This is a genomic window from Fictibacillus barbaricus (assembly GCF_031457135.1).
GTDB lineage: Bacteria > Bacillota > Bacilli > Bacillales > Fictibacillaceae > Fictibacillus > Fictibacillus barbaricus_A.
The window spans coordinates 459557-486411 of the sequence record NZ_JAVDWA010000002.1; the positions used below are offsets into that span (position 1 = coordinate 459557).

30 protein-coding genes and 1 riboswitch are annotated in these 26855 nt (G+C 38.8%); of the genes, 1 reads left to right on the top strand and 29 read right to left on the bottom strand.

Annotated elements, in window-relative coordinates; translation table 11 throughout:
- Positions 1-118: 118 nt before the first annotated feature.
- From ccsB to J2X07_RS07740, 12 genes are all read right to left on the bottom strand, one after another.
- Entirely contained in the window at positions 119-1306 is a 1188-nt protein-coding gene (gene ccsB, locus J2X07_RS07685; protein WP_310257879.1) for a c-type cytochrome biogenesis protein CcsB, read from the bottom strand.
- 28 nt (positions 1307-1334) lie between these two features.
- Complete coding sequence (gene resB / locus J2X07_RS07690) at positions 1335-2942, bottom strand: cytochrome c biogenesis protein ResB (RefSeq protein WP_310257880.1); 1608 nt, start codon at positions 2940-2942, stop codon at positions 1335-1337.
- A 12-nt stretch (positions 2943-2954) separates the two neighbouring features.
- Complete coding sequence (gene resA / locus J2X07_RS07695) at positions 2955-3479, bottom strand: thiol-disulfide oxidoreductase ResA (protein ID WP_310257881.1); 525 nt, start codon at positions 3477-3479, stop codon at positions 2955-2957.
- Positions 3480-3532: 53 nt separating this feature from the next.
- The gene (locus J2X07_RS07700) at positions 3533-4279 is read right to left on the bottom strand and encodes a pseudouridine synthase (RefSeq protein ID WP_310257882.1); all 747 of its coding nucleotides are present in this window, start codon (positions 4277-4279) and stop codon (positions 3533-3535) included.
- A gap of 158 nt (positions 4280-4437) precedes the next feature.
- Positions 4438-4971: a spore maturation protein gene (locus J2X07_RS07705; protein ID WP_310257883.1), complete on the bottom strand. Its 534-nt coding sequence runs from the start codon at positions 4969-4971 to the stop codon at positions 4438-4440.
- On the bottom strand, positions 4972-5565 hold the full coding sequence (locus tag J2X07_RS07710; protein WP_310257884.1) for a nucleoside recognition domain-containing protein: 594 nt from the start codon (positions 5563-5565) through the stop codon (positions 4972-4974).
- Complete coding sequence (locus tag J2X07_RS07715; RefSeq protein ID WP_310257885.1) at positions 5559-6731, bottom strand: D-alanyl-D-alanine carboxypeptidase family protein; 1173 nt, start codon at positions 6729-6731, stop codon at positions 5559-5561. The genes J2X07_RS07710 and J2X07_RS07715 overlap by 7 nt, the downstream gene beginning before the upstream one ends.
- 80 nt (positions 6732-6811) lie before the next feature.
- Complete coding sequence (locus tag J2X07_RS07720) at positions 6812-7363, bottom strand: isoprenylcysteine carboxyl methyltransferase family protein (protein WP_310258192.1); 552 nt, start codon at positions 7361-7363, stop codon at positions 6812-6814.
- 7 nt (positions 7364-7370) lie between these two features.
- The gene (locus J2X07_RS07725) at positions 7371-8450 is read right to left on the bottom strand and encodes a type III polyketide synthase (protein WP_310257886.1); all 1080 of its coding nucleotides are present in this window, start codon (positions 8448-8450) and stop codon (positions 7371-7373) included.
- Between the two features lie 534 nt (positions 8451-8984).
- Positions 8985-9344 carry a hypothetical protein gene (locus J2X07_RS07730; protein ID WP_310257887.1) on the bottom strand — a complete coding sequence of 120 codons (360 nt, stop codon included), beginning with the start codon at positions 9342-9344 and terminating at the stop codon, positions 8985-8987.
- A gap of 15 nt (positions 9345-9359) precedes the next feature.
- A complete protein-coding gene (gene scpB / locus J2X07_RS07735) occupies positions 9360-9953 on the bottom strand; it encodes an SMC-Scp complex subunit ScpB (protein WP_396193798.1) in 594 nt (197 codons plus the stop codon).
- A 7-nt stretch (positions 9954-9960) separates the two neighbouring features.
- Entirely contained in the window at positions 9961-10704 is a 744-nt protein-coding gene (locus J2X07_RS07740; RefSeq protein WP_310257889.1) for a segregation/condensation protein A, read from the bottom strand.
- A 131-nt stretch (positions 10705-10835) separates the two neighbouring features.
- Here J2X07_RS07740 and J2X07_RS07745 point away from each other — a divergent pair, with 131 nt between their 5' ends.
- Positions 10836-11348, top strand: coding sequence for a DUF309 domain-containing protein (locus tag J2X07_RS07745; protein WP_310257890.1), 513 nt, complete (start codon positions 10836-10838; stop codon positions 11346-11348).
- Between the two features lie 292 nt (positions 11349-11640).
- Here the strand turns inward: J2X07_RS07745 and J2X07_RS07750 are convergent, their stop codons facing one another.
- The 17 genes from J2X07_RS07750 to xerD all read right to left on the bottom strand — a co-directional run bounded on the left by J2X07_RS07750 (position 11641) and on the right by xerD (position 26846).
- Complete coding sequence (locus tag J2X07_RS07750) at positions 11641-12075, bottom strand: peptidylprolyl isomerase (RefSeq protein WP_310257891.1); 435 nt, start codon at positions 12073-12075, stop codon at positions 11641-11643.
- A gap of 69 nt (positions 12076-12144) precedes the next feature.
- Positions 12145-13467 carry a diaminopimelate decarboxylase gene (gene lysA, locus J2X07_RS07755; protein WP_310257892.1) on the bottom strand — a complete coding sequence of 441 codons (1323 nt, stop codon included), beginning with the start codon at positions 13465-13467 and terminating at the stop codon, positions 12145-12147.
- A 93-nt stretch (positions 13468-13560) separates the two neighbouring features.
- A riboswitch (Lysine riboswitch) is annotated at positions 13561-13737 on the bottom strand.
- Between the two features lie 63 nt (positions 13738-13800).
- Entirely contained in the window at positions 13801-15276 is a 1476-nt protein-coding gene (locus J2X07_RS07760; protein WP_310257893.1) for a spore germination protein, read from the bottom strand.
- Positions 15245-15835: a stage V sporulation protein AE gene (locus J2X07_RS07765; protein WP_310257894.1), complete on the bottom strand. Its 591-nt coding sequence runs from the start codon at positions 15833-15835 to the stop codon at positions 15245-15247. The genes J2X07_RS07760 and J2X07_RS07765 overlap by 32 nt, the downstream gene beginning before the upstream one ends.
- Before the next feature lie 6 nt (positions 15836-15841).
- On the bottom strand, positions 15842-16192 hold the full coding sequence (gene spoVAE / locus J2X07_RS07770; RefSeq protein WP_310257895.1) for a stage V sporulation protein AE: 351 nt from the start codon (positions 16190-16192) through the stop codon (positions 15842-15844).
- Positions 16193-17209 (bottom strand): stage V sporulation protein AD, encoded by a 1017-nt coding sequence (gene spoVAD, locus J2X07_RS07775; protein WP_310257896.1) that lies wholly within the window; start codon positions 17207-17209, stop codon positions 16193-16195. It abuts the gene before it with no gap.
- Positions 17210-17220: 11 nt separating this feature from the next.
- Positions 17221-17676: a stage V sporulation protein AC gene (spoVAC, locus tag J2X07_RS07780; RefSeq protein ID WP_310257897.1), complete on the bottom strand. Its 456-nt coding sequence runs from the start codon at positions 17674-17676 to the stop codon at positions 17221-17223.
- 14 nt (positions 17677-17690) lie between these two features.
- Complete coding sequence (locus J2X07_RS07785) at positions 17691-18113, bottom strand: stage V sporulation protein AB (RefSeq protein WP_310257898.1); 423 nt, start codon at positions 18111-18113, stop codon at positions 17691-17693.
- Positions 18103-18723: a stage V sporulation protein AA gene (locus J2X07_RS07790; RefSeq protein WP_310257899.1), complete on the bottom strand. Its 621-nt coding sequence runs from the start codon at positions 18721-18723 to the stop codon at positions 18103-18105. Before J2X07_RS07790 ends, J2X07_RS07785 begins: the two co-directional genes overlap by 11 nt.
- A 238-nt stretch (positions 18724-18961) precedes the next feature.
- Positions 18962-19720 (bottom strand): RNA polymerase sporulation sigma factor SigF, encoded by a 759-nt coding sequence (gene sigF / locus J2X07_RS07795; protein ID WP_310257900.1) that lies wholly within the window; start codon positions 19718-19720, stop codon positions 18962-18964.
- A 13-nt stretch (positions 19721-19733) separates the two neighbouring features.
- Positions 19734-20174, bottom strand: coding sequence for an anti-sigma F factor (gene spoIIAB / locus J2X07_RS07800; RefSeq protein ID WP_310257901.1), 441 nt, complete (start codon positions 20172-20174; stop codon positions 19734-19736).
- A gap of 1 nt (position 20175) precedes the next feature.
- Complete coding sequence (spoIIAA, locus tag J2X07_RS07805; RefSeq protein WP_310257902.1) at positions 20176-20526, bottom strand: anti-sigma F factor antagonist; 351 nt, start codon at positions 20524-20526, stop codon at positions 20176-20178.
- A gap of 114 nt (positions 20527-20640) precedes the next feature.
- Positions 20641-21813 carry a D-alanyl-D-alanine carboxypeptidase family protein gene (locus tag J2X07_RS07810; RefSeq protein ID WP_310257903.1) on the bottom strand — a complete coding sequence of 391 codons (1173 nt, stop codon included), beginning with the start codon at positions 21811-21813 and terminating at the stop codon, positions 20641-20643.
- 253 nt (positions 21814-22066) lie between these two features.
- Positions 22067-23371: a pyrimidine-nucleoside phosphorylase gene (locus tag J2X07_RS07815; RefSeq protein ID WP_310257905.1), complete on the bottom strand. Its 1305-nt coding sequence runs from the start codon at positions 23369-23371 to the stop codon at positions 22067-22069.
- A gap of 449 nt (positions 23372-23820) precedes the next feature.
- Complete coding sequence (locus J2X07_RS07820) at positions 23821-24636, bottom strand: purine-nucleoside phosphorylase (protein ID WP_310257906.1); 816 nt, start codon at positions 24634-24636, stop codon at positions 23821-23823.
- Positions 24637-24656: 20 nt separating this feature from the next.
- A complete protein-coding gene (deoB, locus tag J2X07_RS07825) occupies positions 24657-25841 on the bottom strand; it encodes a phosphopentomutase (protein WP_310257907.1) in 1185 nt (394 codons plus the stop codon).
- Positions 25842-25955: 114 nt separating this feature from the next.
- Positions 25956-26846: a site-specific tyrosine recombinase XerD gene (gene xerD, locus J2X07_RS07830; RefSeq protein WP_310257908.1), complete on the bottom strand. Its 891-nt coding sequence runs from the start codon at positions 26844-26846 to the stop codon at positions 25956-25958.
- Positions 26847-26855: the final 9 nt, after the last annotated feature.

Genomic DNA, 26855 nt, shown 5'->3' on the forward strand with positions numbered 1-26855 from the left:
CGTTTACACATGTCTCTTTATCCTTTTCTATCATACATGAAAAAAAGGGGTACAAACAAATTGGAAACATTGTATAAAAAAACCCCTCTTAAAAAAGAGAGGCTTTTCCTTCAAGCTATTATGCATATGAATGCAACCCTACTAAAACAAGGTTAACGGCAATCAAGTTAAACGTAATGATCCAAAATCCGACAACACATAGCCAGGCTGATTTTTCCCCATGCCAGCCCCTTGATAATCTTAGATGTAAGTATGCTGCATAAAACAAGAAAGTAATCAGTGCCCAAACTTCTTTTGGATCCCAGCCCCAAAAACGGGACCATGCTTGCTGTGCCCATATCATGGCAAAAATAAGGGCTCCTAATGAGAAAATCGGAAATCCAATCGCTACTGCACGATAACTGATCTCATCCAGCAATTCCGAGTTAACATTCTTTACTTTTGTTTGAAGTGCTGCTGAGATTCTTTTTCTAAGAACAAGGCGCAGTAATCCATAAAGAACGAAACCGGATAATAACGACCAAATAAAGGTATTCAGTTTCATTGATGCATTCACGCCTTGCATCCAGGATGGTGTATTGAAAAGAGGACCGAATCCTCTATCTAAATGATCTCCGTTCGCTGGTCCTGCGATCGCTGGCAATTCATAAACAATTTTGACAGGCTGATTTTGTTTGTTCATTACTTCAAAGCTAGATTCATAGCCTGCTCCTTTAAATGCTAAAGAAATGATTACAAATCCAACTACACTTATTAAACTGTACATAATAATTTCAAGCCATTTTGTTTTCTTGGTTGAAACAGTCTGATCAACAGTACGAATTAAGTAGATAAGACCTGAAACAAAAGAGATCGCTAGAATTCCTTCACCTAATGCAGCTGTTGTTACGTGAATTTTAAGCCAGTCACTTTGCAAAGCTGGTATTAATGGTGAGATATCCTTTGGGAACATGCTTGCGTAAGCAATTACAAGAAGTGCCACCGGCATTGCAAACACGCCCAATCCATTCGTACGGTAAATGGAATATAACACAATAAAACCTAATACCATCATCATGCCAAAGAAAGTAGTGAACTCGAATAAATTACTTACAGGAGCATGTCCGCTTGCGATCCATCTCGTAATGAAGTATCCAAGCTGGGCAGCAAATCCTGCACAAGCAGTAATAAAACCAACTTTTCCCCATTTTTTCGTATAAGCTGCCTCTGAACTCTTCTTGTCCGAGAGCGACATGGAAAAGAAAAGGGTTGAAAACAAATAAATAATAAATGCACTATATAGCAATGTACTGCTAATTTCCGACATTGTAAGTTCCTCCTGCCTGAACGTTTACCTATTTTTCAGAACTGTTTACCCGGTCTTCTAACGGTGTTAATTCCGTTTTCTCTGTTAGAAACTCTAAATCTTTCTTTAAACCATACCAGTTTTTATTTGTATGAGCTGCCGCCCAAACTTCTCCCTGATTCTGCTTAATCCAAATTCTTCTATAGTTCCAATATAACCCTTGTGTTACACCAATCATGAAAATGAATCCACCAAGTGCGATAATCCATAATGTGAGATCCTTTTTCACGGTTAAAGCCGTTAGATCTTTCGTTTCAAGTCCTGCAAATGACATTTTTAATGTGTTATCTCCAGAATCGATATTTTTCATAATTCCTACAAACGCTTTTTCTCCTTGCGGCTTTTGAGGAGAATACATCGCAAACACAAATGCTGGGTTATCAGGCAGATTGTTTACTGTCGCAGGCTCATCTTGATCGTTAAGGATAAAGTTAGGATAATAGTCTAAGATTTCAACCTTATAGCCGTTGCCAAGATCATACTTTGTCTCAGGCTCATGTAAATCCACTGTTAATTTACCAAATGATTTACCAGAAGTTTTGTCTTCCAAATTAAAACTCATCTTGTTTAATTCATCCAATTTGAAATCAGTTTGATAAAGAGCAAACGAATCAAATTTCAATGGTTCATTGACGCGGATTACACCATCTTTTATTTTCTCTAATTTTCCTTTTTCACCAATAACCGTACCTTTATTTGATTTAAACAAGGTCACATTACTTTGATAATTTTTAGCTACATCTCCTTCAACAGAGTTTAATGCACTATTAAACTTCTTATCTTTCTTATCGTACTTTTCAAGTATAAAATCATTATTTCTTAAGTAATATTGGCCATTGTCATCCTTAGTGCCCGGGATAGACGTTGTCTCGCCTTCTCTTACCCATACAATTTCATCTACATACATGCCAGGAAAGAATCTAAGCATAGCCCCGGTTAAGAAAATAATAAGGCCAACATGATTGACATATGCACCCCAGCGGGAAAATCGTCCTTTTTCAGCAAACAAATTGCCGTTTTCTTCCCGAACTTTATATCTCAGTGAGCCTAGTGTGTATTTAATCTCTTCAAGATCAGCTTCTTTACTGACTGAAAATAGACGCTGATTTTCCAAAAACTTATTATGCCGTGTCACTCGTTGAGTTTTAAGCGCTTTATAAAGCGGTATGCCTCGGTCAAGACTCGCTATAATAAGCGATAATCCTAACAATCCAAGTAAAACGATGAACCACCAAGAACCATAAAGGTTATGGAAGCCTAGCAAGTAATAGATTTTTCCTAACGTTCCATATTCGGTTTCATAATGAGTAGCCGGATCTACATTCGGCGGAATAAATGTAACTTGCGGAAAAATCGTTCCTATTGCCGCTGCCACCAATATGGTAATAATTAGCCAAACCCCTACTTTAACTGACGAGAAAAAGTTCCAAACTTGATCAACAATCGTTTTTTTATAGACCTGTGATCTCCTGGCACTTCCTTCATAACGCATGCTAGTTAGTACTTCTACGTCATTTTCCAGCGGTTTACCGCAAGCTTGACAAAGACTAGTACCGTACGGATTGGAGTGGCCGCATTCACATACAATCGTTTCCATCTTTTCACCCCGTTACGGCTTAATTTTTTCCATGAATGATACTATTTTTTTTGTGGATAATGACTCGCTTGTTCTTCCGACAACTTTTCCATTTTTATCAATCAGAACAGTAGTTGGAATCGGGCCGATGCCATAAGCTTTCGTTACTTCTCTGTCTTTATCCATTGGAATTTGAAACGTTAATCCATATCGATCCGCAAAATTTTTCACTGATAAATTCGTCTCACTCACATTGACTGCAAGAATCTCAACACCTTGTTTTTTAAAGGTCTTGTATTGGCGTTCCATAAAAGGCATCTCACGTTCACAAGGCTTGCACCATGTTCCCCAGAAATTTAAAAATACACCTTTACCCCTGTAATCACTCAGTTCCACACGATTTCCTTTTAAATCAGTTAAAACAAAATTAGGAGCCATTTCTCCTTCACTTACGTATGTACCGCTCTTTTCATATATACTGTTATAGATCGTGTAACCGATCGCAAGCAAAATAATGGCAAGTAGAACTGAGCGAAACACTAGACGTTTCTTTTTCAACAATATCCGCTCCTTTAGACCGCTTCCATTTTACTATAACTTGAAAAAAAAGCCTATCTACGGCTTTTTTTTGACGTTTGTGTGACAGCCATGTTTCGGAGCTGTTTCACTTCATGTGGAGTTAATTCTCTAAACTCACCTGGATTAAGGCCTTTTAGGTCAAGATATCCGTATTTTTCACGCTTTAATTTCATTACCGGACAACCGATTGCTTCTAGCATACGCTTCACTTGACGGTTCTTACCCTCATGAATGGTTAATTCTACGATCGCTGTTTCTTTTTTCTTATCGATGGAAGTCACTTTTACTTTTGCCGGAGCCGTTTTTCCGTCTTCAAGATGAATTCCGCGTTCTAGCAGCTTGATCTTTTCTCTTGCAGGAATTCCTTTGACTTTAGCAATATACACTTTGTCCAATTGATAACGCGGATGCATAAGCACATTTGCAAATTCACCGTCATTTGTCATAAGCAGTACGCCAGTTGTGTCATAATCTAACCGTCCAACCGGAAATACGCGCTGCTCGATAATATCTCTGAAATAGTCCGTTACGACCTTTCTTTTTTTATCATCTGAAACAGCTGATATGACGCCCGAAGGTTTATACAGCAAAAAATAAACGGGTTCTTCCCGTTGTATTTGAATTTCATTAACTTCAATTTTATCTTTAGGTCCTACTTTTGTTCCTAGTTCAGTGATAACGTTTCCGTTCACTTTTACTTTTCCTTCACGAATTAATTCCTCTGCTTTTCTTCTGGAAGTAATACCGCTTTGAGCAATTACTTTTTGCAATCTTTCCATGATTTCACCTCATGTCTCATCATACATTCATTATTCGTAATTCACAACCTCGTTAAACGCAAAAAAAAAGCCCAAAAGGACTCTTTTTTTATTTTAGACTTACTCTACGATCAACTTTCCCATTATCAAAAGGAACAAATTTTAGAAAGCAGCCTTGTTTATGAGTGAAAAAGGAGTGATACAGCAAAGATTGATGCCAGAAAACCAATTAAATCTGCTAAAAGTCCTACTTTCACAGCGTACCCCATTTTCTTGATTCCTACAGCTCCAAAATAAACGGTTAACACATAAAATGTCGTATCTGTACTTCCTTGTATAGTAGAAGCCAATCTTCCTATGAAAGAATCAGGCCCGTGTGTAGCGATCAAGTCGGAGGTCATCCCTAATGCACCTGTTCCAGAGATCGTCCTCATTAGTCCTAATGGTACGACTTCTGCTGGAATATGAAACAATGAAAATAGCGGCTTCATTACTAGCATAATATAATCCAATGCTCCTGATGCTCGAAAAACGGAAATCGCTACAAGCATCCCCACTAAAAAAGGGATGATATTAATGGCGATTGAAAACCCTTCTTTACCTCCTTCAACAAATGTCTCATATGTTGGCACCTTTTTGTACGTTCCATATAAAATGATGAATCCAATCAAGAAAGGAATGAACCAAACTGAAAATGAATGAACAAACGACATTTATTTCCCCCCTTTACGCAGTGACCGGTAATAATAAAAGCGATCAATTGTGATTGCGCCGATAGTTGCGATTGCAGTCGCTAACAAAGTAGGTGCCACAATATCTGTTGGGGTTTGGGAATGATAGGTCATTCGAATTGCAATAATCGTGGTAGGTATAAGGGTAATACTTGATGTGTTAATTGCTAATAGCGTTATCATGGAGCGGCTTGCTTCATTTTTTCCGCCATTTAAAATTTTCAGCTGCTCCATTGCTTTAATTCCCATCGGTGTTGCTGCATTTCCAAGGCCAAGAAGATTGGCAGCCATATTCGATAATATATACCCTTGCGCTGGATGATCTGGTGGAATATCCGGAAAAAGACGTTTCACAATCGGGCGGAATAAATAGCTTAAAACTTCCAATAGACCGCCCTTTTCTGCTATTCTCATAATTCCTAGCCAGAATACGAGAATACTAATCATACCAAAACTTAACGTAACGGCTTCTTTTGCACTGGAAAATATGGCTTCATTCACTTTGTCCATATTTCCGTTGAACCCTGCGACAACAAAACCAATCACCAGCATTCCAACCCAGATATAATTTACCATAGGCGGTCTCTCTCCTTAGCTATGAAAAACAACTGGCTTAACATGTTTTTAAACGTTGTCCAGATTCCACCTTTGCCGCTTTTAATTAAGGTTTTCCCTTCATAGTAGAGTGGCAGATCTGCAATTCGCTGTCCATTCAAATCAACCAAATACCTTCCTACAGGAATCGGGACTTCTTCTTTTTTCCACTCCCCTGATTTAGGAAGCTTTATCAATTCAATGGAAGAAGAGATATGGCTAACCTCTTCTTTTTGCAGCGGATAGTAAAAAGAACGATCAGCTTCTACTTTCCCTTTATATCCTTTGTCTTTAATACTTGATATTTCTCCCTCTTTAATTAATTCCTTTAATGTATAGTTATGAAAACACCACTCAAATAAATTTCTATGATCTTCCCAATCATCAGGATCATCTAATGTAACTGCGATAAGCTCCATCCCGTCTTTTTCAGCAGTCGATACAAGCGTCCTTTTCGCTCTTTTCGTATAGCCTGTTTTTCCGCCTGTAGCGTTTTTATATAGCTTTAGCATCTTGTTTTTATTACGCCATACTCTGTCCCACTTTTCACCCGATTGTTCTGAACGGTATACCTTTGTGGATGAAATTTCTTTAAAGGTTTCATTGTTCATTGCATATCTCGTTAAAAGGGCCATGTCATATGCTGTGGAATAATGATCTTCATGATCGTCAAGTCCATGCGGGTTCCGAAAACGAGTGTGCTTCATACCTATTTCTTCTGCTTTTTGGTTCATTAAATAAGAAAATCCGTCTAAACTTCCTCCAACATACTCAGCAATCGCTACAGCAGAATCATTGCCGGAGCGCAGCATTAAACCGTATACAAGATCTTCTAAAGGGATCTTTTCCCCTGGCTTCAGATAAAGAGAAGAACCTTCTGTACGTGCAGCATGCTCTGTAATCGTTACTGTATTCTTAAGCTTTCCTGACTCTATTGCAAGGATCGCAGTCATAATCTTTGTAATACTGGCTATTCTCATTGGCCGATTTTCATTTCTGCCATAAAGCACTCTCCCAGAGGATTGTTCCATCAGGATTGCGGCTTTGGCTGATACACCTGGTTGCACAGCTTTAGCTTCTTGCGGGAAGAAAGCAAGGAAAAGGGTGCAAATAACCATATAGATCAAATGTTTCGTTGTCTGCGTCATTCATAATCCCGCCCTTAGGGTATTTTGTAAAAGTTTATGCAAACAAGGACAGGTTATGAATGGGATTTAATTCCGTACTTTTATTGAATAGGAAAGAAACGTTGTTTTTTCCCGTGGCTTTGTTCATAATCAGTAAGTTGCATCAGTGCTTTTTCTTCAGCTGCTATTCTTACCCGAAGCATCAATATATTTAATAGTGTAAATAAAACGGCTGTAATGTACGCACCAAAAATTAGTGGAATGGCGATAAGCTCAATTGAGACAACTAAATAATTCGGGTGTCTAATAAACCGGTATGGACCTTTTGCAACTACATTCGCACCTGGCAAAAGAATGATTTTCGTATTCCAGTACACGCCAAGTGAAATTAGTGCCCAAAATCGAATAACTTGAGCAATTAAAAAAAGAACAAACGGGATGATCCACCATTTCGGTGGAGAACCATTCAAAAACAAAACTTCTCCTATAAGAAACAGAAAAAAGGAGACATGCATAGTTACCATCCAAAAATAATGATCTTGTCCGGCTTCAACAGCACCTTTGGCTTTTAGAACCCGTTCATTTCTTTTAGCAATCCTTACTTCACTAAGTCTTTGAATGGCAAGAAAACAAATGAAGACGGCAAACAGCATCACGATGCTACCTCCATTCCAATAACAAAAGTTCTGAAGAGAAACCGGGTCCCAATGCCGCCATAACACCCAAATCCCCTTGTGTCACTTTACCATCCATGAATTTTTTCAAAACATAAAATACCGTTACGGAAGACATATTGCCATTTGTCATCAGTACCTCTCTCGAAACATCTGTTTTTGAAATCGGCAGACCTAGAGCATCCACATATGCCTGCAATACTTTCTTACCGCCGGGATGTGCAACAAAATGAGTAATTTGTTCTCCCTTTAGCTCATTCCTTTCTAAAAATTCATTTACGTTAGGTTCAAGCCATGTTCTGATAATGTTAGGAATATCCCTTGAAAAGACGACATAAAGCCCTGTATCCTTGACTTCCCAGCCCATCACATCTTCTGAATGCGGCTTAAGCGTGGACATTGTATCTAAAATATGTGGAAGTGCTTTTGATTGATCAGCCAGATGCTTTGATTCATCTCCGCAAATTAATGCACAAGCAATTCCATCGGCAAATAAAGAAGTGCCTACCAGATTGCTTTTCGATAAATCTTCATGCTGAAAAGTAAGACTGCACAGTTCAACACTCAATACGAGGACATTTGCCTTTGGGTATGCTTTGCAATAATCATTAGCCCTTGAAAACCCAGAAGCTCCTCCTGCACAGCCTAATCCCCATATTGGAATCCTTTTTGTGTGCGAAGAAAACGGAAGAATATTCATGATTCTCGCCTCTATGCTCGGTGTGGATAGACCTGAGCTTGAAATAAAAAAAATCGCATCAATATCTTCATAAGTTAGATTATGGACCTTTGAGTTTTCCATGCATTTCTGAATACAATCAGCACCAAGATTAGTAGCAAAGTCTATGTATAAATCATTTTTTTCCTGAAAGCTTTTTTTCTCTTTGAACCATTCGATCGGCATAGCAAAATAACGAGAAGAAATCTCCCCATTTTGAAATACTTTTAATAACCGTTCAATATCTGAAAATGCACCTTTAAATAAATTTCGTGCAAATTCCATCGTTTCATTTTGAGAAATCCGGTGTGGTGGATTGACAGTTTCAACTGCTGCTATTTTAGGCAATAGGTTTCTCTCCTTCAACACAAATTCATTTCCATTAATTTACCCTTAAACGGTTAAATAAAACGGACACGTAAAAAGTGAAAGGATGTTTTAGGCGATCTTGGTTGCTCTTGTAAGCTGTTGATTTCCGTTCCTGATGCTCGCTTTCCGCGGGGCAGACCGTGAGCCACATTCGGACGTTTCACTTATAAGTGTCTCACCTGTCTAGCTGCAGCGGTCAGCCCCTCGAGGTCAAAAGTTTAATGTCCCGAAGGCAAAAGCGCCTTCTTAGCCCATTTCCCTTTTGCTTGTCGGGGCTGACCAAACCGCTTCCGCTTTTCGGACTGCCCGCCTGTTCCGCAGGACAAGGAAGGCTTCGTCAGTTCTATATCGCACGAAGAAAATGTGATTTCCATTTTCGAGGAGTCTGGCACCTTCCACTCCAATTCCACTTTTCCTTGAAGTTTATTTACAAAAATGACTTATTTCATTAGAAAAGAGCTAATGAAAAAACAGAGGATGCCTCCCTGGGGGCATCCTCTGTTTTTTCGAACTTTATAGCAATGGTTTTAAATGTTGATTTAAGAAGTCTTTATCAGGATTGATGAATAGGTTCCTAAATTCATCATAGTCGTTGATGTAAACTCTTTTTCTCATAAGAAATTTTTCATGTTTAGCAAGTGCAGCTAAGGCTGCTAAGTCACGTATTTTAAAGGATTGAAGATATGGCTTCCAAAAGGCATCATTTGTTAATTCATCTTCCAGTTTTTCTTCAAAAAACCGAACATACAGCAAATGAAGTGTGTGTTTTACACCTTTCCATTCATATGTAGCTTCAGAACGATTAAAATAGTCTTCAGATGTATTTGGTTTTTCTTTTTCTAATTCTTTTCCTTCGATATGATGAATGAACAAAGCAATACTCCCCCTTTATTCTTCTTCAGCAGCTATTGATTCTTGAAACTTTGAAAAAAACAAATCCGCTTCCTGTTCCACGTTTTCTTCCTGAATGTTATCAGGGAGTGGCGGTAATTCCTTAATGTTCTCTAAACCAAAATGGTCCAAAAATGCTTTTGTCGTGCCATAAAGAATTGCTCTGCCTGTTCCTTCTGCTCTTCCAACTTCTTTAACAAGTCCTTTAGCCGTAAGTGTCTGCAGAGGCTTTTCTGTTTTTACACCTCTTACCTCTTCGATTTCTGAACGCGTAATCGGCTGTTTATAAGCAATGATCGCCAGTGTTTCAAGTGCAGCTTGTGAAAGGGTTGAGTGACCTGGCGTTTCCACCAGCCGTTCATAAAATTTTGCATGATCAGGTTTTGTTACAAATTGCAATGATCCTGCATATTCAACGATTGTCATTCCCCGGTCAGGAGAAGAATAGCTTACTTTTAATTCATCAATATATGTATCAATTTCTTTACTCTCTTTTTCAAGCACTTGAGCAATTTGCTTCCGGTCTATTCCTTCATCTCCACTGACAAAGAGTAAACCTTCGATTACTGCTTTTATTTCATTTCGTTCCAATTCCATTTTACTCCTCTATCAATGTAATATATATCTCACTGAAATGGTCTTGTTGTTCACAGTTGACAGTTTTCACCTTCATTAATTCAAGAAGAGCTAGAAAAGTAACGACCATATGCTCTTTATTACCTTGATTAAAAAGGTCTCTGAATTTTTTCTTTCCTCCGAATGAACGCAGTGATTCTTTTATTTGGGTCATTCTCGTTTCAATCGGTATTTCCTGTCGTTCAATTGTAGTTTGTCTAGGTGCCCTTACTACTTTTTCCTGAAGAATCTTTTGCATCGCCTGCAGCATATCAAATAAGGTAACATTTGTAACCTGTGTATTGGTCTCTTCTTTTTCAAATGAGCTAAGATCCAGCGGTTCTCGTGTATAGATTAAACTTCTCTCAGCTTCTCTGCCTTTCAGTTCGTCGGCAGCATGCTTGAATTTCCTATACTCAACTAATCTTCTTACTAGTTCGTCCCTTGGATCATCTTCTACATCGAGTTCCATCTGCTGATCGAAAAAATCTTCTTCATGCTTGGGCAGAAGCATTTTACTTTTAATAGCCAGCAAAGTGGCTGCCATTACTAAAAATTCACTTGCAACGTCCAGTTTTAATTCCTTCATCGTATGTATATATTGAAGATACTGTTCTGTAATAATAGCTACAGGTATATCATAAATATCCACTTCGTATGTTTGGATTAAATGAAGCAGCAAATCCAGTGGACCTTCAAATCCGTCAAGCTTCACACTATATTGCATAACATTTCCCCAGTTTTTTTAACATTTTTAATCTGATAAAATTATATCACATTTTCAAATCGCAAGGATTGCATTTTTATTGCACGAGGTCATGTGGTAAACTTAGTCACGAAAGCAAAGGGGTGTGGAATTTGGTTTATCCGATGGCTTGGATTGATTATTTAATTTATTTCCATACAGATCAAGACTTTTTTGAATGTCACGAAGTCCTAGAAGAACATTGGAAAAAGGAAGGAATGACCGGCAATCTCTGGCCGGGACTGATTCAGATCGCTGTAGCTCTCTATCATCAAAGGAGAGGAAATCTGAACGGTGCCAAAAGAATGCTAACGAGCGGTATCGATAAGCTCTCAACTGAAAAATCTTCATTAACCGACTTAGGTATCGACACTGAACATTTACTCAAAAAATTAAAAAACAGAAAAAAAGAAATCGAACAGGGATTAGATTACCAGACTTTTATAATCCCATTAACTGACGAACTATTTGAAGCTTGCTGCTTGGAAGCAGAAAATAGGGGCCAAGTCTGGGGATCGAATGAAAATCCTGATGAAACGATCGTTCATAAACATAAATTAAGAGACCGTACACAAGTTATTGAGGAACGAGATCTGCAAAAGCAGATAAAAAATCGTTTGAAGTAATTTAGGCTGGACGATTGTAATTAGTTAAGAATGTGCGATCGTGGATATTTTTCGATTTAACGTGGATATAATCCGATTTTTCATCGATATATTGAAAATAACCTGGATATAATCTGATTCTCTGTGAATATATTCAATAACATTTTTTCAAATGGGTATGAAAATATGTTTATTATGACTGTAGAGAATGTTTGTTTCAAGTATTCGTTAAAAAACATATAAAAATGATTCTAGAAATCAAAAAGAAGGCACAAACGTGTATCATACACATTTGCGCCTTCTTCTTTTTTTATTATTCTTCCCAGACTTTAACTTCTTTCATTACATCGCCTTGTTTAATACGTAAAACAGTTTCCATACCTTCCGTAACTTGTCCAAAAACAGTATGAACGCCATTTAAGTGAGGCTGCGGCTCGTGAACGATAAAGAATTGGCTTCCTCCAGTATCACGGCCAGCGTGTGCCATTGATAGAGAACCCGCTACGTGTTTGTGAGGATTTCCTTCTGTTTCACATGGAATAGAATATCCAGGACCGCCAGCACCTGTACCAGTCGGATCTCCGCCTTGTGCTACGAAACCAGGAATAACACGGTGGAACGTTACGCCATTATAGAAACCTTCGTTAGCAAGCTTTTCAAAGTTTTCTACAGTTCCTGGTGCTTCTTCTTGATACAGATCAAATAAGATTTTTTCGCCATTTTCAAATTCAATTGAACCTTTTTTCATCGTTTACTACCTCCTAAACTTTCATTACAACTACCATTGTACGGTGAAAATACATGTCCGTAAACTAATTTACACAAAAACCTTTGTTTTCAATGGCAGGTCTTGTCTTATTAAGTCTTCATATGTCTCACGTTTGACGACGAGCTGTTCTTCTCCGTCTTCTACAAAGACTACTGCCGGACGCTGTATACGGTTATAATTGTTTGCCATACTGTATCCATAGGCACCCGTACATGTTACGGCTAAGTAATCAGAATCGTTCACTTTCGGAAGTGCCAGGTCCCAGATCAGCATATCTCCACTTTCACAGCATTTTCCAGCTATCGAAACGATATTCGTCATGGTTTCGTTCATCTTGTTCGCAACATAAGCATCATATTTCGCCTGATAAAGGGCCGGACGAATGTTATCGGTCATCCCTCCATCTACAGAAACATAGTGCCGTACTCCTTCAATCTCTTTTTGAGAACCGATAGAGTAGATCGTCGTTCCAGCATCACCTACAAGGGATCTTCCTGGTTCAATCCATATTTCGGGCATTTTTTTATCTTTAAACTTGCTCATTTGCTTTGTAACTTCTTCAATCATCGCCATCACATATTGTTCAGGCTTTAAAGGTGTGTCTTCATCTGTATATTGAATACCGAAACCGCCTCCTAGATTAACTACATCAGGGAAGTAGCCAAAATCATTATTCCAGGATTTAAAATGGCTGAACAGCTTATCAATGGCTAATGTAAATCCATCCGTCTCAAAAATTTGAGAACCGATATGACAGTGAACGCCAAGTACATTAAACTGAAAACTTTTCAATACTTCTTGTAAAGCTTTGTCTGCCTGGCCGTTGCCTAAATCAAATCCAAATTTAGAATCCTCCTGGCCCGTAATAATGTAGTCATGCGTATGTGCTTCAATTCCAGGTGTTAAACGGAGGAGTATATTCACTTTTTGATTTAGTTTTTCACCTAACGTTTTTAATAGATGAATTTCATGGAAGTTATCCACCACAATACATCCAATATGAGATTTCAGTGCGAATTCTAATTCAGCTGGGCTTTTGTTATTGCCATGAAAATGAATTCTATCAGCAGGAAAACCTGCTTGAAGTGCTGTGTAGAGCTCTCCTCCTGAAACAACATCCAAACTCAATCCTTCTTGATTCATAAGCTGAAATATAGCAATCGATGAAAAGGCTTTGCTTGCATATGCCACTTGATAACCGATTCCTTTTTCTTCAAACGCTTTTTTAAAACCTTTTGCTCTGTTTCTTATAAGTGCAACATCATACAGATATAATGGAGTTCCGTATTTTTTTGCCAGTTCTACGGTATCTGCTCCCCCTATCCAAAGATGTTCATTTTTCCCTATTTGAGCCGTACCATGCAAGTTCATGTATATTCCCCTCTCCATTCTGCTGGAGACTTCAATCCCGACAATACAAAAAGACAGCCGCAATTAAGGCAGGCTGTCATTAACCGTACCCTCAGTCGGAATAGCTCTCCACTACAATTGTAGTGACAGTCCATTGCTTGTTCAGCAATGACCCAGCATAAAAAGAAATGGATCTCTTTTTACACTTCGGCAAATTGACCTTTCGTCATATTTCATCGTCTTCCATGAACTCCATATGCTACTTATTCGTTTTGCGCCTCTACCTCATATGAGGCATTATATAGAATTAGTTATGAATTTTAACATATATTTTCCTTATCGGCAACACGGTCTCTAATTTGTTGGCTGTTTTTTCTGATTTTGCGGATGCAAAATACTTGGCCGGGTTTTTGATAACGGAACAGCCACTCGTATAACAATCTGCATAAACGCTTTTGGATTAAACGGAATAAACGGCCATAGATAAGGAGTATTTAAATTTTTTATCGTAGCCAGATACAGGATGAAAACCGTAACACCTATCATGTATCCTGGAACATTAAATAAAACGACGAGTAATATGAGACCAATTCTTATCACTTTATTGGCTACACTTAGTTCATAACTTGGTGTTGAGAACGAACCGATTGCAGCGATTGAAACGTACAGAATGACTTCTGGAACAAACAGCCCTACGTCAATTGCAATCTGTCCGATCAAAACTGCTGCGATTAATCCCATAGCTGTTGAAAGGGCACTAGGCGTATGAATAGCCGCAATTCTTAATATTTCAATTCCTATTTCAGCAAAGATAATTTGCATGAATAATGGAATATGTGTCTTTTTATTTGGACCAATATAGTCAATAAAATCAGGCAGCAATCCTTTATGCATCGAAAACAATAACCACATCGGCACCAAAAAAACCGACATAATCATACCGCTGAAACGAATCCATCTTATAAAAGCGCCTACAAATGGTGTCTGCCTATATTCTTCAGCATGCTGCACATGATGGAAAAGTGTAGTTGGTGTAATGATTACACTAGGAGATGTATCTGTAATGATCAGCACATGACCTTCCATCAAATGCTGAGCTGCTACATCGGGCCGTTCTGTATATCTAACAAGCGGGAAAGGATTCCATCCCTGTTTCACAATAAATTCTTCGATTGTTTTATCCGCCATCGGAATTCCATCAATCTCAATACTGTTTAATTCTTTTTTTATTGTTTCAACTAATCCTGGATCAGCTACATCCTGTATATAGGAAATACATATATCTGTCTTGGATCTTTCTCCAACTTGTAAAATTTCATGCCTAAGCCGTTCATCACGAATCCTTCTTCTTGTTAAAGCTGTATTGATGATAATATTTTCTGTATAACCGTCACGAGAGCCCCGTACGACTTTTTCAATATCCGGTTCTTCAGGCGACCTGCCAGGATAACTTCTGACATCTACTATAAACGCTTCTTCTTCTCCATCAACAAAAACGACAATCAACCCGGACAGCATTCTGTCGACAGCTTCATCAAGCGACTTTGTTAGCTCAACTTGCTGATGAGCAAGATGATTATGTACAAGATCCTTTACTTTTGCCGGAGACCGGTGTCCATGATCCATGTCCATAAGTTCACGGTAAAGCATAATAATAAATTCACTGTCACAAAGACCTGTACAATAATATAATTGCAGTTCTTTTTTCAAAACAAAGATCTTTCTTACACCTAAATCGAAACTCACACCGATTCCGAGACGTTCTTTAAGAAATTTTTCGTTTTCATGTATATCTTTACTAATTGGTGTTTTCTTTTTTGTGTTCGCCATGTCCTTTACTCCTTTCTAAGATTAGATTGATTGCTTTCATCGTAATAGGAGCTCCCTTTTCCACAGAATCATGGCCTGCCATCTTTCCGATATCGCCCATACCAATTACAATCGGTAAATTTAATTCGTCTAAAATATAAACCGTGTCACCATTAATTCTTCCTGTTTCCAAATCAGGCAAACCGCTTTTATCGATGCCGAATTCGGTAAGTTCACCATACCGATCTATAGAACAGTGAACTTTTGTCCATTCAGCAAAATGTGTTTTAGAAGCAACAGCCACAGCTCCAATCACTTCAAGATCTGGCTGCTGATGTATGATTCTCATCGCTTGTTCACCTGGTCCTTCACCTTTAAAACCACAATCATCAAACATAACCAGCACGGGATCAAATGGTGTTTGCCGGATCATTTCAACAAGCTCATGTCCTGACTTTCTTGTTGGATTACCCCATGATTGAGAGATGCATCGTCCTCCAATTTGTTCCGCCGCATGCTCTGCTACACGAAGTGCATAGAGGTCTCCATCCGTAATAAAAATGACCCTTTTTTTCACCATTTGAAATCACCCCTTCGGCTTAAAGATGACTGCTACAATAAATCCAAATAAAATTGCTGATGATATACCCGCTGACGTCAGTTCGAATATCCCCATTGCAATTCCTATAAATCCGTGATCTTCTGCTGAGGCCATCGCTCCATGAAGCAAGGAATGACCAAAGCTTGTAATCGGAACGGTTGCACCTGCCCCTGCAAATTCAATCAATTTATCATAAATGCCAAAAGCATCCAGCAATGCACCGATTACGACAAATGATGTTGTCACATGGGCAGGTGTAAGTTTTAAAACGTCCATCATCAACTGTCCAATTACGCAAATCAATCCGCCTACTAGAAATGCCCAAACAAATTCCATTTAGTTCCCTCCTTCCGCTCGCTCCAAAACAACTCCATGAGCGACAGTTGGAATAGATTCTTTTTGCTGCACCATTACCGGGCTTAATAAGGCTCCTGTTGCTACCATGAGCACTTTATTTAAATTGCCTTTTCGAATTTCATCTAAAATATAGCCGTAAGTTACGACTGCCGAACAGGCACACCCGCTCCCACCTGCAAAAACAGGCTGATCAGGGCGGTATATCATTAAACCGCAATCTCTATGATTGTCTGAAATATCTATTCCTTGTTCTTTCAGAAGCATTTTAACGATTGGTGCTCCTACTCCTGACAAATCACCTGTTGCGATTAGGTCATATTCATCAGCAGCAACATTCATTTCTTTTAAGTGTGCTGCTATTGTATCCGCTGCAGCAGGCGCCATCGCAGAACCCATATCAAACGGATCTTTTATCCCCAAATCTACGACCTTCCCGATCGTCGCTGATGTAATTTTTATGTCAGACACTTCTTTACTGACAAGTGCTGCGCCAGCACCCGTAACCGTGAATGTTGCGGTATCAGGTTTTTGTCCGCCATATTCAGTCGGATACCTGAACTGTCTCTCTGCCGTAGCGTTATGTGAGCTTACAGCTGCTATCACTCGGTTAGCATAGCCTCCGTCTACTAATAAGGCTCCTAATGCAAGAGACTCCATAGATGTTGAACAAGCACCAAATACACCTAAGTAAGGAATGCCATTTCCTCTTGCGGTATAGTTAGCAGAAACAATTTGGTTTAATAAGTCGCCTGCTAATAAAAAATTGATATCTTCTGGCTGTAATTTCGTTTTTTTCAAACAGACATCAATCGCATCTTCCATAAGCTGTCTTTCGGCCAGTTCCCAATTCTTCTGATTACAATGTAGATCGCTATATGTTTTATCAAAAAAACTTCCAAGAGGTCCTTCACTCTCTAACGGGCCAACTGATGTCCCAGCGGCGTTTAAATAAATACTGTTTGTAAATTTCCATGTTTGTCTGCCTTGTAAATTCATGAGTACACCCCTTACATTAAGTGCTGAAATAAATAACGGATCATGCCAAAAATGTACGCTGAGACGGCACCGAAAACGATAACTGCGCCAGCAAGTTTAAATAAGTTTGTTGCTACACCTAAAACGAGTCCTTCACTTTTATGTTCTAATGCAGCACTTGTAACTGCATTAGCAAAGCCAGTAACAGGAACAACGGATCCAGCCCCCGCAAACTGTCCGATTTTATCGTATACACCAAGCCCTGTTAACAATGCTGCTACGAGAATCAATGTAGCTACAGTTGGGTTCCCGGCTGTTTCAGCTGAGAAATTAAAATACGTCATATAGAACTTTTGTACAGCTTCTCCTATCAAACAAATGAGACCCCCAATCAAAAATGCTTTTAAACAATTGATAAAATAAGGCGGTTTTGGCTGTATCGGCTTAATTTTTTCGGCATACGCCTGTTGTTCTTCCTTTGTTGCCATTCAAATTCACGTCCTTAATGATTAATGTAATAGATCCAATGAAACAACGATCCTGAAATTTTCCCAAACACAATCGCCATGAGTATGATGATAATTTTCTCTCCGAATCCAACCCTTTTTGCAAGAATAGGCAAGACATTAAGCACTTCAGTAAGGGCAGCTGCCAGCATTCCTACAAAGATGCCTGCCATACATCCAATCGGCACTAAAACAAAAGGAGGGAACGATAAGGATGCATCCCGCAAATTCATCCACCCGCCAAGTACTGCCCCTAAAATAATGCTGATCTCATAACTTCTTATATAGCTATACGTCTTGGAAAGCTGCATCAAACGTGGAACAATACCAAGAACAGTCAGAAAAGCTACCAAACCAGATCCAACTGCAAGTCCGCCACCGAGTCCCACAAACATAACTAAAACAACCTTAATCCCCATTGATCTTCTTCTCTGTTTCTTTGTTTTCATGGACAATGACATATTGATCTAAGTCCTGCTGATAATTAAACATCTCAACTTCAAGCGGACTGGGCTCTTCATTGAATCTTTTTCGAAAAAGGTGATTAAAAAACAGGATCATGCCAATTCCTAATCCAAAGGAGTAAGGAATTTGAAGCAATAGAGGCTGTTCTTTATAGTGGCCGGTCATCATATAATAAATTTTCTGGTGTACGAGCTGCATGCTTACATCCTCGTGAAAATTCATAATCGCGAGCGCAGAACCAATAAAAAGCAATAGCCAAACAAGTACAAAATAAACCGGGGCTAATGTTTTTTGTTTCATTTGTATTTCTAAGATTGATTGTGCAGGTCCTATTGTCTGTACATCTACACCTGGTTCATTTCTTTGAATTGTGCTTATCACTTTCATCACATCTATGACTACTAGGTGTTTGTCTTCAGGAGTAATTTCATAAATAAAAAGCTCCTTTACCTCGTTTTCACTTTCATCTGAAGATACAATTTGAGCAACATCACCAATCGTTACTTTTTGATGCTGAAGGACTTGAACGCGTTGCCGCATGCGAAGGTATATGCTTTTATCCAAATGACTCCCCCTCTTTTCTTCAGCGCATTTACAGTTAGTATGCGATTCGTTATTTCTAATCATGCTTAACAGAAGAACACATCCAGAAACTACCATAAAAAACCCCAAACTGATTTTCAGATTGGGGAATTGTGTTCTTTAAAAGGATTTCTCTGAGAGTAGTTGATGTAATTGAACAATACGAGCTAATAGCAGCAATCTAAAAAACAGCCAAATAAAAAAATCAGACGGCGACTTATTAAGTCTCCATCTGATTTTTCATGAAAAGCAATATTTTCTTTTCCAGTCTCGATACTTGAACTTGTGAAATAGACAGCCTTTCTGCTACTTCCGATTGAGTCTGATCTTTAAAATATCTTAAATAAACAATCAGTCTCTCACGTTCATCGAGTCGGTCCATCATGTCCTTTAATGCAATTTTATCAAACCATTTGCTTTCGCTATGATCAGAAATCTGATCGAGCAATGTAATCGGGTCACCATCATTCTCATAGACGGTTTCGTGAATGGACTGAGGTGCCCGGACAGCGTCTTGTGCCATAACGACATCTTCAACTGCTACGTCCAAATATTGAGCAACTTCATTAATCGTAGGTGTTCTTCCAAGAGATTTTGACAGCTCGTCTTTTGCTTTTCGAACTTTATTGCCCGTTTCTTTAAGGGAGCGGCTTACTTTAACAGTGCCGTCGTCCCTTATAAATCTCTGAATTTCTCCAATAATCATTGGAACAGCATACGTTGAGAATCTTACGTCATAAGAAAGATCAAATTTGTCCACTGATTTTAATAAGCCGATACTTCCAATCTGAAAGAGATCATCCGCTTCATAACCTCTGTTTAAAAAACGCTGTACAACAGACCATACTAGCCTCATGTTTTTTTCAACGATGGTGTCCCGTGCTTCTTGATCTCCTTCTTGACTCCGCTTAATTAAAAGTTTAATTTCCTCATCCTTTAGAAACGGTTCGCCTTTGCTGCTTCTCACCTCGACATCCATTAGACATACTCCCTTAATTGCACAATGCTTTATTTTTGGTTAAGTATTTCGTCAAGTGAATCGTCGTACCGAATGATGGCTCTGAGATGACTTCTACTTCATCCATAAAATTCTCCATAATAGTAAAGCCCATTCCGGACCGCTCGAGTTCAGGCTTTGATGTATACAAAGGCTGTCTGGCTTGTCCCAAGTCAGTGATTCCATGTCCTTCATCACGTATAGTTAAATGGATCGTATCTTCTTCGATTGCAGCCTCGATATAAACCATTCCTGTCGGTTTATTATCGTAGCCATGTATGATTGCGTTTGTTACGGCTTCAGATACAACCGTTTTGATTTCTGTTAACTCATCTACTGTCGGGTCTATTTGAGCAATAAAAGCCGCCACAGTTACTCTGGCAAACGACTCATTTTGACTTAACGCCGAAAATTGAATCTTCATTTCATTTCTCATCTTAAGCCACCCCCAAAGCCTGCAGGGCAAGCTCTTCGTCTTCTTCTAACCGAATAATTTTAAATAGCCCTGACATTTCAAAAAGTCTGCGGACAGGCTGTGAAATTGCACATACAACCATCTCTCCGTTTTGACTCTTGATTTGTTTATACCGGCCTAATATGACCCCTAGACCTGAACTATCCATAAAACTTAAACCTTCTAGATTTAGAACGATGTGGTTTACCTTATGTTTTTTTAGATAATCTTCTACCTGTGACCGAAGTACATCAGCAGTATGATGATCAAGCTCACCTTCTAAACGGATGCACAGTACGGTGTGTTTAAGTTCCAGATTGACAGCTAATCCCACGCTATCCTCTCCTTCTTTTTTGGATAACGTGAAGTTCTATAAAAAAAGACGAATTCCTTCACTCCTGACAAAACTAGTGGGAATTCGTCTTTTTATGCTAAGAATTTGAGAGCATCAAGATGTTTTTGACATCTGCCCGGCTGTTCGTTTAAACAATTTCCACCAGGATGCTTTTTTAATGGTTTCCGATGCTAATACTGGGGATTCTGTAATTAATTTTTTACCATTCCAAATCTTTAAAGAACCTACTTGCTGTCCTTTTTTAACAGGCATCTTCAGATCGTTTTCGACTGTAACTTCAGTCTTCACTTTTTTTGCTGTCTCACCTTTTTTTAGTAAAAGGGAAATGTTTTCTGACGTGACGACAGGAAGTTTTGCTTTATTGCCTTTTTGCACTTTAACTTCTTTAATTATTTCATGGCGATCATATAATTTTTTCGTAGCAAACTGTGTAAACGCATAATCGAGCATATTTGTAACTTGTGCATTCCTTTCTTTTGGTGAAGGAGCACCCATGACAACAGCAATTACGCGCATGCCATTCTTGTTGGCTGTTGCTGTTAAACAGTATTTCGCCTCATTTGTAAAACCTGTTTTTAACCCATCAACTCCCGGATAAAACTTTACAAGCCTGTTCGTATTCACGAGCCAAAATTTCTTGTCGGTATCCTCTCTTAAATAATCTTCATAAGAACCTGTGAACTTCGTAACTTCTTCATGTTTCAATAGTTCTTTCCCCATTATTGCCATATCATGAGCAGAAGTATAATGACCCGCTGTAGGCAGCCCTGTCGGGTTCTTAAAGAAGGTATCATGAAGACCAAGCTTGTTAGCTTTATCGTTCATCATTTTTACGAAGGATTCCATTGAACCCGCAATATGTTCAGCCATTGCTACAGAAGCATCATTGGCACTGCCAATCGATATTCCTTTGACCATGTCCTCTACACTCATCTCTTCGCCTGGCTCAAGAAATACTTGAGATCCTCCCATACTCGCTGCGAATTCACTCACACGAACTTTGTCATTCCAATTTATTTTTCCTTTGTCGATTGCCTCCATCACTAATATTAATGTCATGATTTTAGTCATACTTGCAGGCGGCAGCTTCTTATGACTATTTTTCTCGAATAATACACTTCCGCTGTCTTGTTCCATTAATATAGCTGAAGAACTTTGTTCGGCTAGCTTCATTTTTTCTTTCACTTTTTCTGCCGCTTCCACTTTTGGGATGGCAAACGATGCCAGCAGACAGATGCTTAATAAACCAGAAATAACGGCTTTCATGCTTTTCCCTCCATTCATATAGCTATATTTTTTCCATAATTTTTCACTTTATACCGCATTTACCAATCGTATTGAATAAAGGAAATTTATTTAGAATTCTTTAGCCACACTATTTTCTTAATATGTAAGAATATAACGACGAACAAGTAGTATTCAAAAAATCCGCAAGATTGTTTACTGAATAAACAAGTAAAAATGCAAAAAAACACTAAAAAGCACAACAAGTGCCTTTTAGTGTTAGATTCAATTATAATTATTTTTTAATTTCTTTATAAACCAATGGCGGAGCAGTTACGGGATCTTTAGAAATTGTGTATGCTTCACTAATTCGTTTCTTTGCATCCTCAACATCTGTTGTATTGCTGTAAATCGTTACAAGAGAATCACCTTTTGATACTGAATCTCCAACTTTTTTGTTCAGCATAAGACCCACTGCTAAATCAATTTCAGACTCCTTCGTAGCTCGTCCTGCACCTAATATCATAGCGGCAGTACCGATTTCATCAGCAACGATTTCAGATACATAGCCATCTTCATCAGCTTCTAACTCAAAAGTATGAGCTGCTTGCGGAAGGTTTTCTGGATGATCAACAACTGACTCATCTCCACCTTGAGCTTTTAAGAATACTTTTAACGTTTCAAGTGCTTTACCAGATGTGATCGCTTCTTTCAGCATCTCACGGGCTGCTTCAAGAGAATCTGCTTTTTTAGCTAAATAAACCATATGAGATCCTAGTGTTAAACAAAGTTCTTCAAGATCTTTTGGTCCATTGCCGTTTAGCGTATCGATCGCTTCTTTGATCTCAAGAGCGTTGCCGATTGCGAGACCTAGCGGCTGGCTCATATCTGAGATTACGGCCATTGTATTTCTTCCAACGGCGTTACCGATTTTAACCATCGCATTCGCTAATTCTTCCGCTTCTTCAGGTGTTTTCATAAATGCACCAGCACCTGTTTTCACATCAAGTACAATCGCATCAGCTCCAGCTGCTATCTTCTTGCTCATAATCGAGCTAGCGATTAAAGGAATCGAGTTAACCGTTGCAGTTACATCACGCAAACCATAAAGTTTTTTATCAGCAGGTGTCAGGTTTCCGCTTTGCCCGATTACAGCCAGTTTGTTTTTATTTACTAAATCAATGAACTGTTCATTGTCGATCTCAACATGAAATCCTGGAACAGCTTCAAGCTTGTCTATCGTTCCGCCAGTATGTCCTAGTCCTCTTCCAGACATCTTTGCGACCGGAACTCCTAATGCGGCAACTAATGGTGCAAGTACAAGCGTTGTCGTATCCCCTACACCGCCTGTAGAATGCTTATCTACTTTTATGCCTTCGATAGCTGAGAGATCAATTTGATCTCCTGATTCAACCATTGCCATCGTTAGGTCTGCACGTTCTTCTGTAGTCATATCTTGGAAATAGACTGCCATCGCAAATGCAGACATTTGATAATCTGGGATATCTCCATTTGTATAGTTTTGAATAATATAATTAATTTCTTCTTTTGTCAGTTCTTTTCCATCACGTTTTTTTTGGATTAGGTCGACCATTCTCATTATATAAGCACCACTTTCTTATAAAGCTAGATCTGATTAATGGCTGTTTTCGTATTTATTGTTGCTCTTGATAGTAGTTGATTTCCGTTACAGGTTACTCGCTTTCCGCGGGGCAGGCGGTGAGCCACATTCGTACGTTTCACTTATAAGTGTCTCACTTGTCTAGCTGCAGCGGTTAGCCCCTCGAGGTCAAAAGTTTAATGGTCCCGAAGGCAAAAAACGCCTTCTTAGCCCCTTCCCCTTTTGCTTGTCGGAGCTGAACAAACCGCTTCCGCTTTTCGGACTGCCCGCCTGTCCCGCAGGAGTCTGGAACCTTCCACTCCAATCAACTGTCAAAGAAGACAATAAAATATTATGATTAAAAAGCAACAACTTTTAGAAAACTGCCTTATTAATTGAATATATTTCGGATTCTTACGATTGCTTTGGCTTCATGTGCCAAAGTATCTTTAGATCTTGGTAACAATCCCTTTTACTAAGGAAAGGAAATTAGCTTTTACTTTTTCTGTTGTTTCCATTACTTCATCATGCGTTAGAGGCTGATCTAAAATACCGGCAGCCATATTTGAAATACATGAAATACCTAATACTTTTATTCCTGCGTGACGAGCGATGATCACTTCAGGAACTGTGGACATGCCAACTGCATCAGCACCTAAAACTCGAAGCATACGTACTTCTGCCGGCGTTTCATAAGAAGGACCTGTGTTCCCTGCATAAACGCCCTCTTTCAAAGTTAGCCCCAGTTCTTTAGCAACCGATCTGGCAACCTCCTGCAAGGAGCTTGTATACGCTTCACTCATGTCCGGAAAACGAACACCGAAAGAATTATCATTTGCTCCGATAAGAGGATTAACACCAAAATTGTTGATATGATCTGTAATCAGCATTAAGTCTCCTGCTTCAAATTCTTCATTAACTCCGCCTGCTGCATTTGTTACTACAATCGTTTCAACACCGATTAATTTCATAACTCGTACCGGGAATGTTACTTTTTCCATAGAATAGCCTTCATAATAATGAAAACGGCCTTGCATGACTACTACTTGCTTGCCTGCAAGTTCTCCTATTACAAGTTGCCCTGCATGTCCCTCTACAGTAGAAACAGGAAATTCCGGAATATCTGAATATGGAATAATCGTAGGATTTTGAATTTCTTCAGCTAGAATTCCTAGTCCAGATCCAAGGATAAGACCGATCTTAGGAGTTGTTGTTAGTTTCGATTGAATAAATTCTGCAGAAGTCTGTAATTGATTTGTTTTCATGTTCATAGTTCCCCCTTAACTTACAGCTGACTTAAGAAGCTGCTGCCGATTTCTGGTTTTTTTACATCATATATTTCTGCCACTGTTGCACCAATATCAGCGAATGTATGACCAACTTTTAATTCTTTACCCGATTGCATCCCTTTATGAAAGACCAATAAAGGCACATATTCACGTGTATGATCAGTACCATGATGCACTGGATCATTTCCATGATCTGCAGTAATCATTAGTAAATCATCGTCTTGCAATTTCTCAAAAACTTCTGGCAAACGATTATCAAATTCCTCTAACGCTTTGCCATACCCTTCAGGATCTCTTCTATGTCCGAATAAAGCATCAAAATCTACAAGATTTAAGAAATTCAGTCCTGTAAAATCTTCATCCATGGATTGAATAAGTTTGTCCATACCATCCATGTTTGATTTTGTACGAATGGATTTTGTTACTCCTTCACCATCAAAAATATCTGAGATCTTTCCGAGGGCGATGCTGTCATATCCGCTATCTTTCAGCTCGTTCATCACTGTTCTTCCAAAAGGTTTTAGTGCGTAATCATGGCGGTTAGACGTTCTTTCAAACGCACCTGGTTTACCAACAAACGGCCGGGCGATAATTCTTCCAAGCATATATTTCCCATCTCTTGTCATTTCTCTTGCTGTCTCACAAATTTTATACAGTTCTTCAATAGGTACGATATCTTCGTGTGCAGCAATTTGAAGAACAGAATCAGCTGAAGTATATACAATCAGCTTTCCAGTTTTCATATGCTCTTCACCAAGCTCTGTAATAATTTCCGTCCCTGAAGCTGCTTTATTTCCTAATATTCCACGGCCCCACTTTTCTGTGAGCATATCGATTAATTCATCAGGAAATCCATCAGGGAATGTTTGAAACGGCTCTTTAATATGAAGTCCCATGATCTCCCAATGACCTGTCATTGTATCTTTACCATTTGATAATTCCGGGAGTTTGGCATAATTCGCTTCCGGGCTTTCAGATGGGGAAACTCCTTTAATAGATGGGTCGATGTTTCCAAGACCCAGCTTTTCCAAATTCGGCACTTTCAGACCATTCATGTGTTCAGCAATATGTCCTAGCGTATGAGCGCCTTTATCTCCAAATTTCTCAGCGTCTGGAGCTTCTCCGATCCCTACTGAGTCCATTACAATTAAAAAAGTACGTTTAAAGCGTGTTTGTTTCATAATATCCTCCTGGTCTATCATATCTTCACTGTAATTACTATTTCCTTTAACTTAAACGTGCAAACAAGTTGGAGATGATGTCGGAAGTCTGACAACTGATAGCAAAAAAAGATCTCACGCCCTCGGATGGAAGGCGGAGTAAACATCTTTCAATCTTGTTTTAGTCACATGTGTATAAATTTGAGTCGTAGAAATGTCAGCATGACCCAGCATTTCCTGGACAGCACGCAAGTCAGCACCATTCTCCAAAAGATGAGTAGCAAATGAGTGTCTTAACGTGTGCGGTGTCAGTTCTTTATCTATTTTAGCCTTTAGAGCTAATTGCTTCAATATTTTCCAAAAACCTTGCCTCGATAATCGATTGCCATGATGGTTTAAAAACAATGCTTCTGTTTTTTTTCTCTTTAATAAAACGGAACGGCCTGCATTTAAATAGCTTTCAATAGCAGATTGAGCCATTTTACCAAGCGGAATTATTCTTTCTTTGTTCCCTTTACCCATGCAGCGGATAAATCCCATAGATAAATGAATATCTGAGAGATCTAATTGAACCAGTTCAGATACACGAATTCCTGTTGCATATAGGAGTTCGAGCATTGCTTTATCCCGCTGTGATAACGGTTCGTTTGAGGATGGAGTATCTAATAAAGCCTCCACTTCATCCGTTGATAATACTTTAGGCAATTTTCTTTCTGTTTTTGGTGTTTCGATATGTAATGTAGGATCTTGGTTTGTCATCTTTTCTCGAAACAAAAATTGATGAAATGCTCGGATCGATGCAATGTTGCGCGCAAGCGTTGTGGAAGCCTTACCATTTTCCTTCAAAAATAACAGATATCCCATAATGTTATTACGGTCAACCTGATGAATGGTTTCAATCGATTCTACATTTTCTAAAAAACGGACGTATTGCGTTAGATCTCGTTTGTATGACTCTATTGTATTTTTTGAAAGGGCACGTTCCACAATAATATATTGAAGAAAATCCTGAACATGGTCGTTCATCATAGCCCT

Coding starts and splice junctions, on each gene's coding strand:
- J2X07_RS07750 (WP_310257891.1), bottom strand. CDS start 12,075: ATGAAAAAAGGTTCAATTGAATTTGAAAATGGCGAAAAAATCTTATTT.
- J2X07_RS07710 (WP_310257884.1), bottom strand. CDS start 5,565: ATGGTAAATTATATCTGGGTTGGAATGCTGGTGATTGGTTTTGTTGTC.
- J2X07_RS07715 (WP_310257885.1), bottom strand. CDS start 6,731: ATGACGCAGACAACGAAACATTTGATCTATATGGTTATTTGCACCCTT.
- J2X07_RS07810 (WP_310257903.1), bottom strand. CDS start 21,813: ATGAAAGCCGTTATTTCTGGTTTATTAAGCATCTGTCTGCTGGCATCG.
- ccsB (WP_310257879.1), bottom strand. CDS start 1,306: ATGTCGGAAATTAGCAGTACATTGCTATATAGTGCATTTATTATTTAT.
- spoIIAB (WP_310257901.1), bottom strand. CDS start 20,174: ATGAGAAATGAAATGAAGATTCAATTTTCGGCGTTAAGTCAAAATGAG.
- spoVAE (WP_310257895.1), bottom strand. CDS start 16,192: ATGGAATTTGTTTGGGCATTTCTAGTAGGCGGATTGATTTGCGTAATT.
- J2X07_RS07760 (WP_310257893.1), bottom strand. CDS start 15,276: ATGGCGAACACAAAAAAGAAAACACCAATTAGTAAAGATATACATGAA.
- J2X07_RS07765 (WP_310257894.1), bottom strand. CDS start 15,835: ATGGTGAAAAAAAGGGTCATTTTTATTACGGATGGAGACCTCTATGCA.
- J2X07_RS07705 (WP_310257883.1), bottom strand. CDS start 4,971: ATGTCGTTTGTTCATTCATTTTCAGTTTGGTTCATTCCTTTCTTGATT.
- sigF (WP_310257900.1), bottom strand. CDS start 19,720: ATGGATGTCGAGGTGAGAAGCAGCAAAGGCGAACCGTTTCTAAAGGAT.
- J2X07_RS07740 (WP_310257889.1), bottom strand. CDS start 10,704: ATGCAATATAGTGTGAAGCTTGACGGATTTGAAGGTCCACTGGATTTG.
- spoVAD (WP_310257896.1), bottom strand. CDS start 17,209: ATGAATTTACAAGGCAGACAAACATGGAAATTTACAAACAGTATTTAT.
- J2X07_RS07720 (WP_310258192.1), bottom strand. CDS start 7,363: ATGCTGTTTGCCGTCTTCATTTGTTTTCTTGCCATTCAAAGACTTAGT.
- deoB (WP_310257907.1), bottom strand. CDS start 25,841: ATGAAACAAACACGCTTTAAACGTACTTTTTTAATTGTAATGGACTCA.
- lysA (WP_310257892.1), bottom strand. CDS start 13,467: ATGAACTTGCATGGTACGGCTCAAATAGGGAAAAATGAACATCTTTGG.
- J2X07_RS07815 (WP_310257905.1), bottom strand. CDS start 23,371: ATGAGAATGGTCGACCTAATCCAAAAAAAACGTGATGGAAAAGAACTG.
- spoVAC (WP_310257897.1), bottom strand. CDS start 17,676: ATGGCAACAAAGGAAGAACAACAGGCGTATGCCGAAAAAATTAAGCCG.
- J2X07_RS07820 (WP_310257906.1), bottom strand. CDS start 24,636: ATGAAAACAAATCAATTACAGACTTCTGCAGAATTTATTCAATCGAAA.
- J2X07_RS07700 (WP_310257882.1), bottom strand. CDS start 4,279: ATGGAAAGATTGCAAAAAGTAATTGCTCAAAGCGGTATTACTTCCAGA.
- resB (WP_310257880.1), bottom strand. CDS start 2,942: ATGGAAACGATTGTATGTGAATGCGGCCACTCCAATCCGTACGGTACT.
- xerD (WP_310257908.1), bottom strand. CDS start 26,846: ATGAACGACCATGTTCAGGATTTTCTTCAATATATTATTGTGGAACGT.
- J2X07_RS07785 (WP_310257898.1), bottom strand. CDS start 18,113: ATGGGGATTAAGGTTGTTTTAGTTATGTTTGTGGGACTCGGTGGCGGA.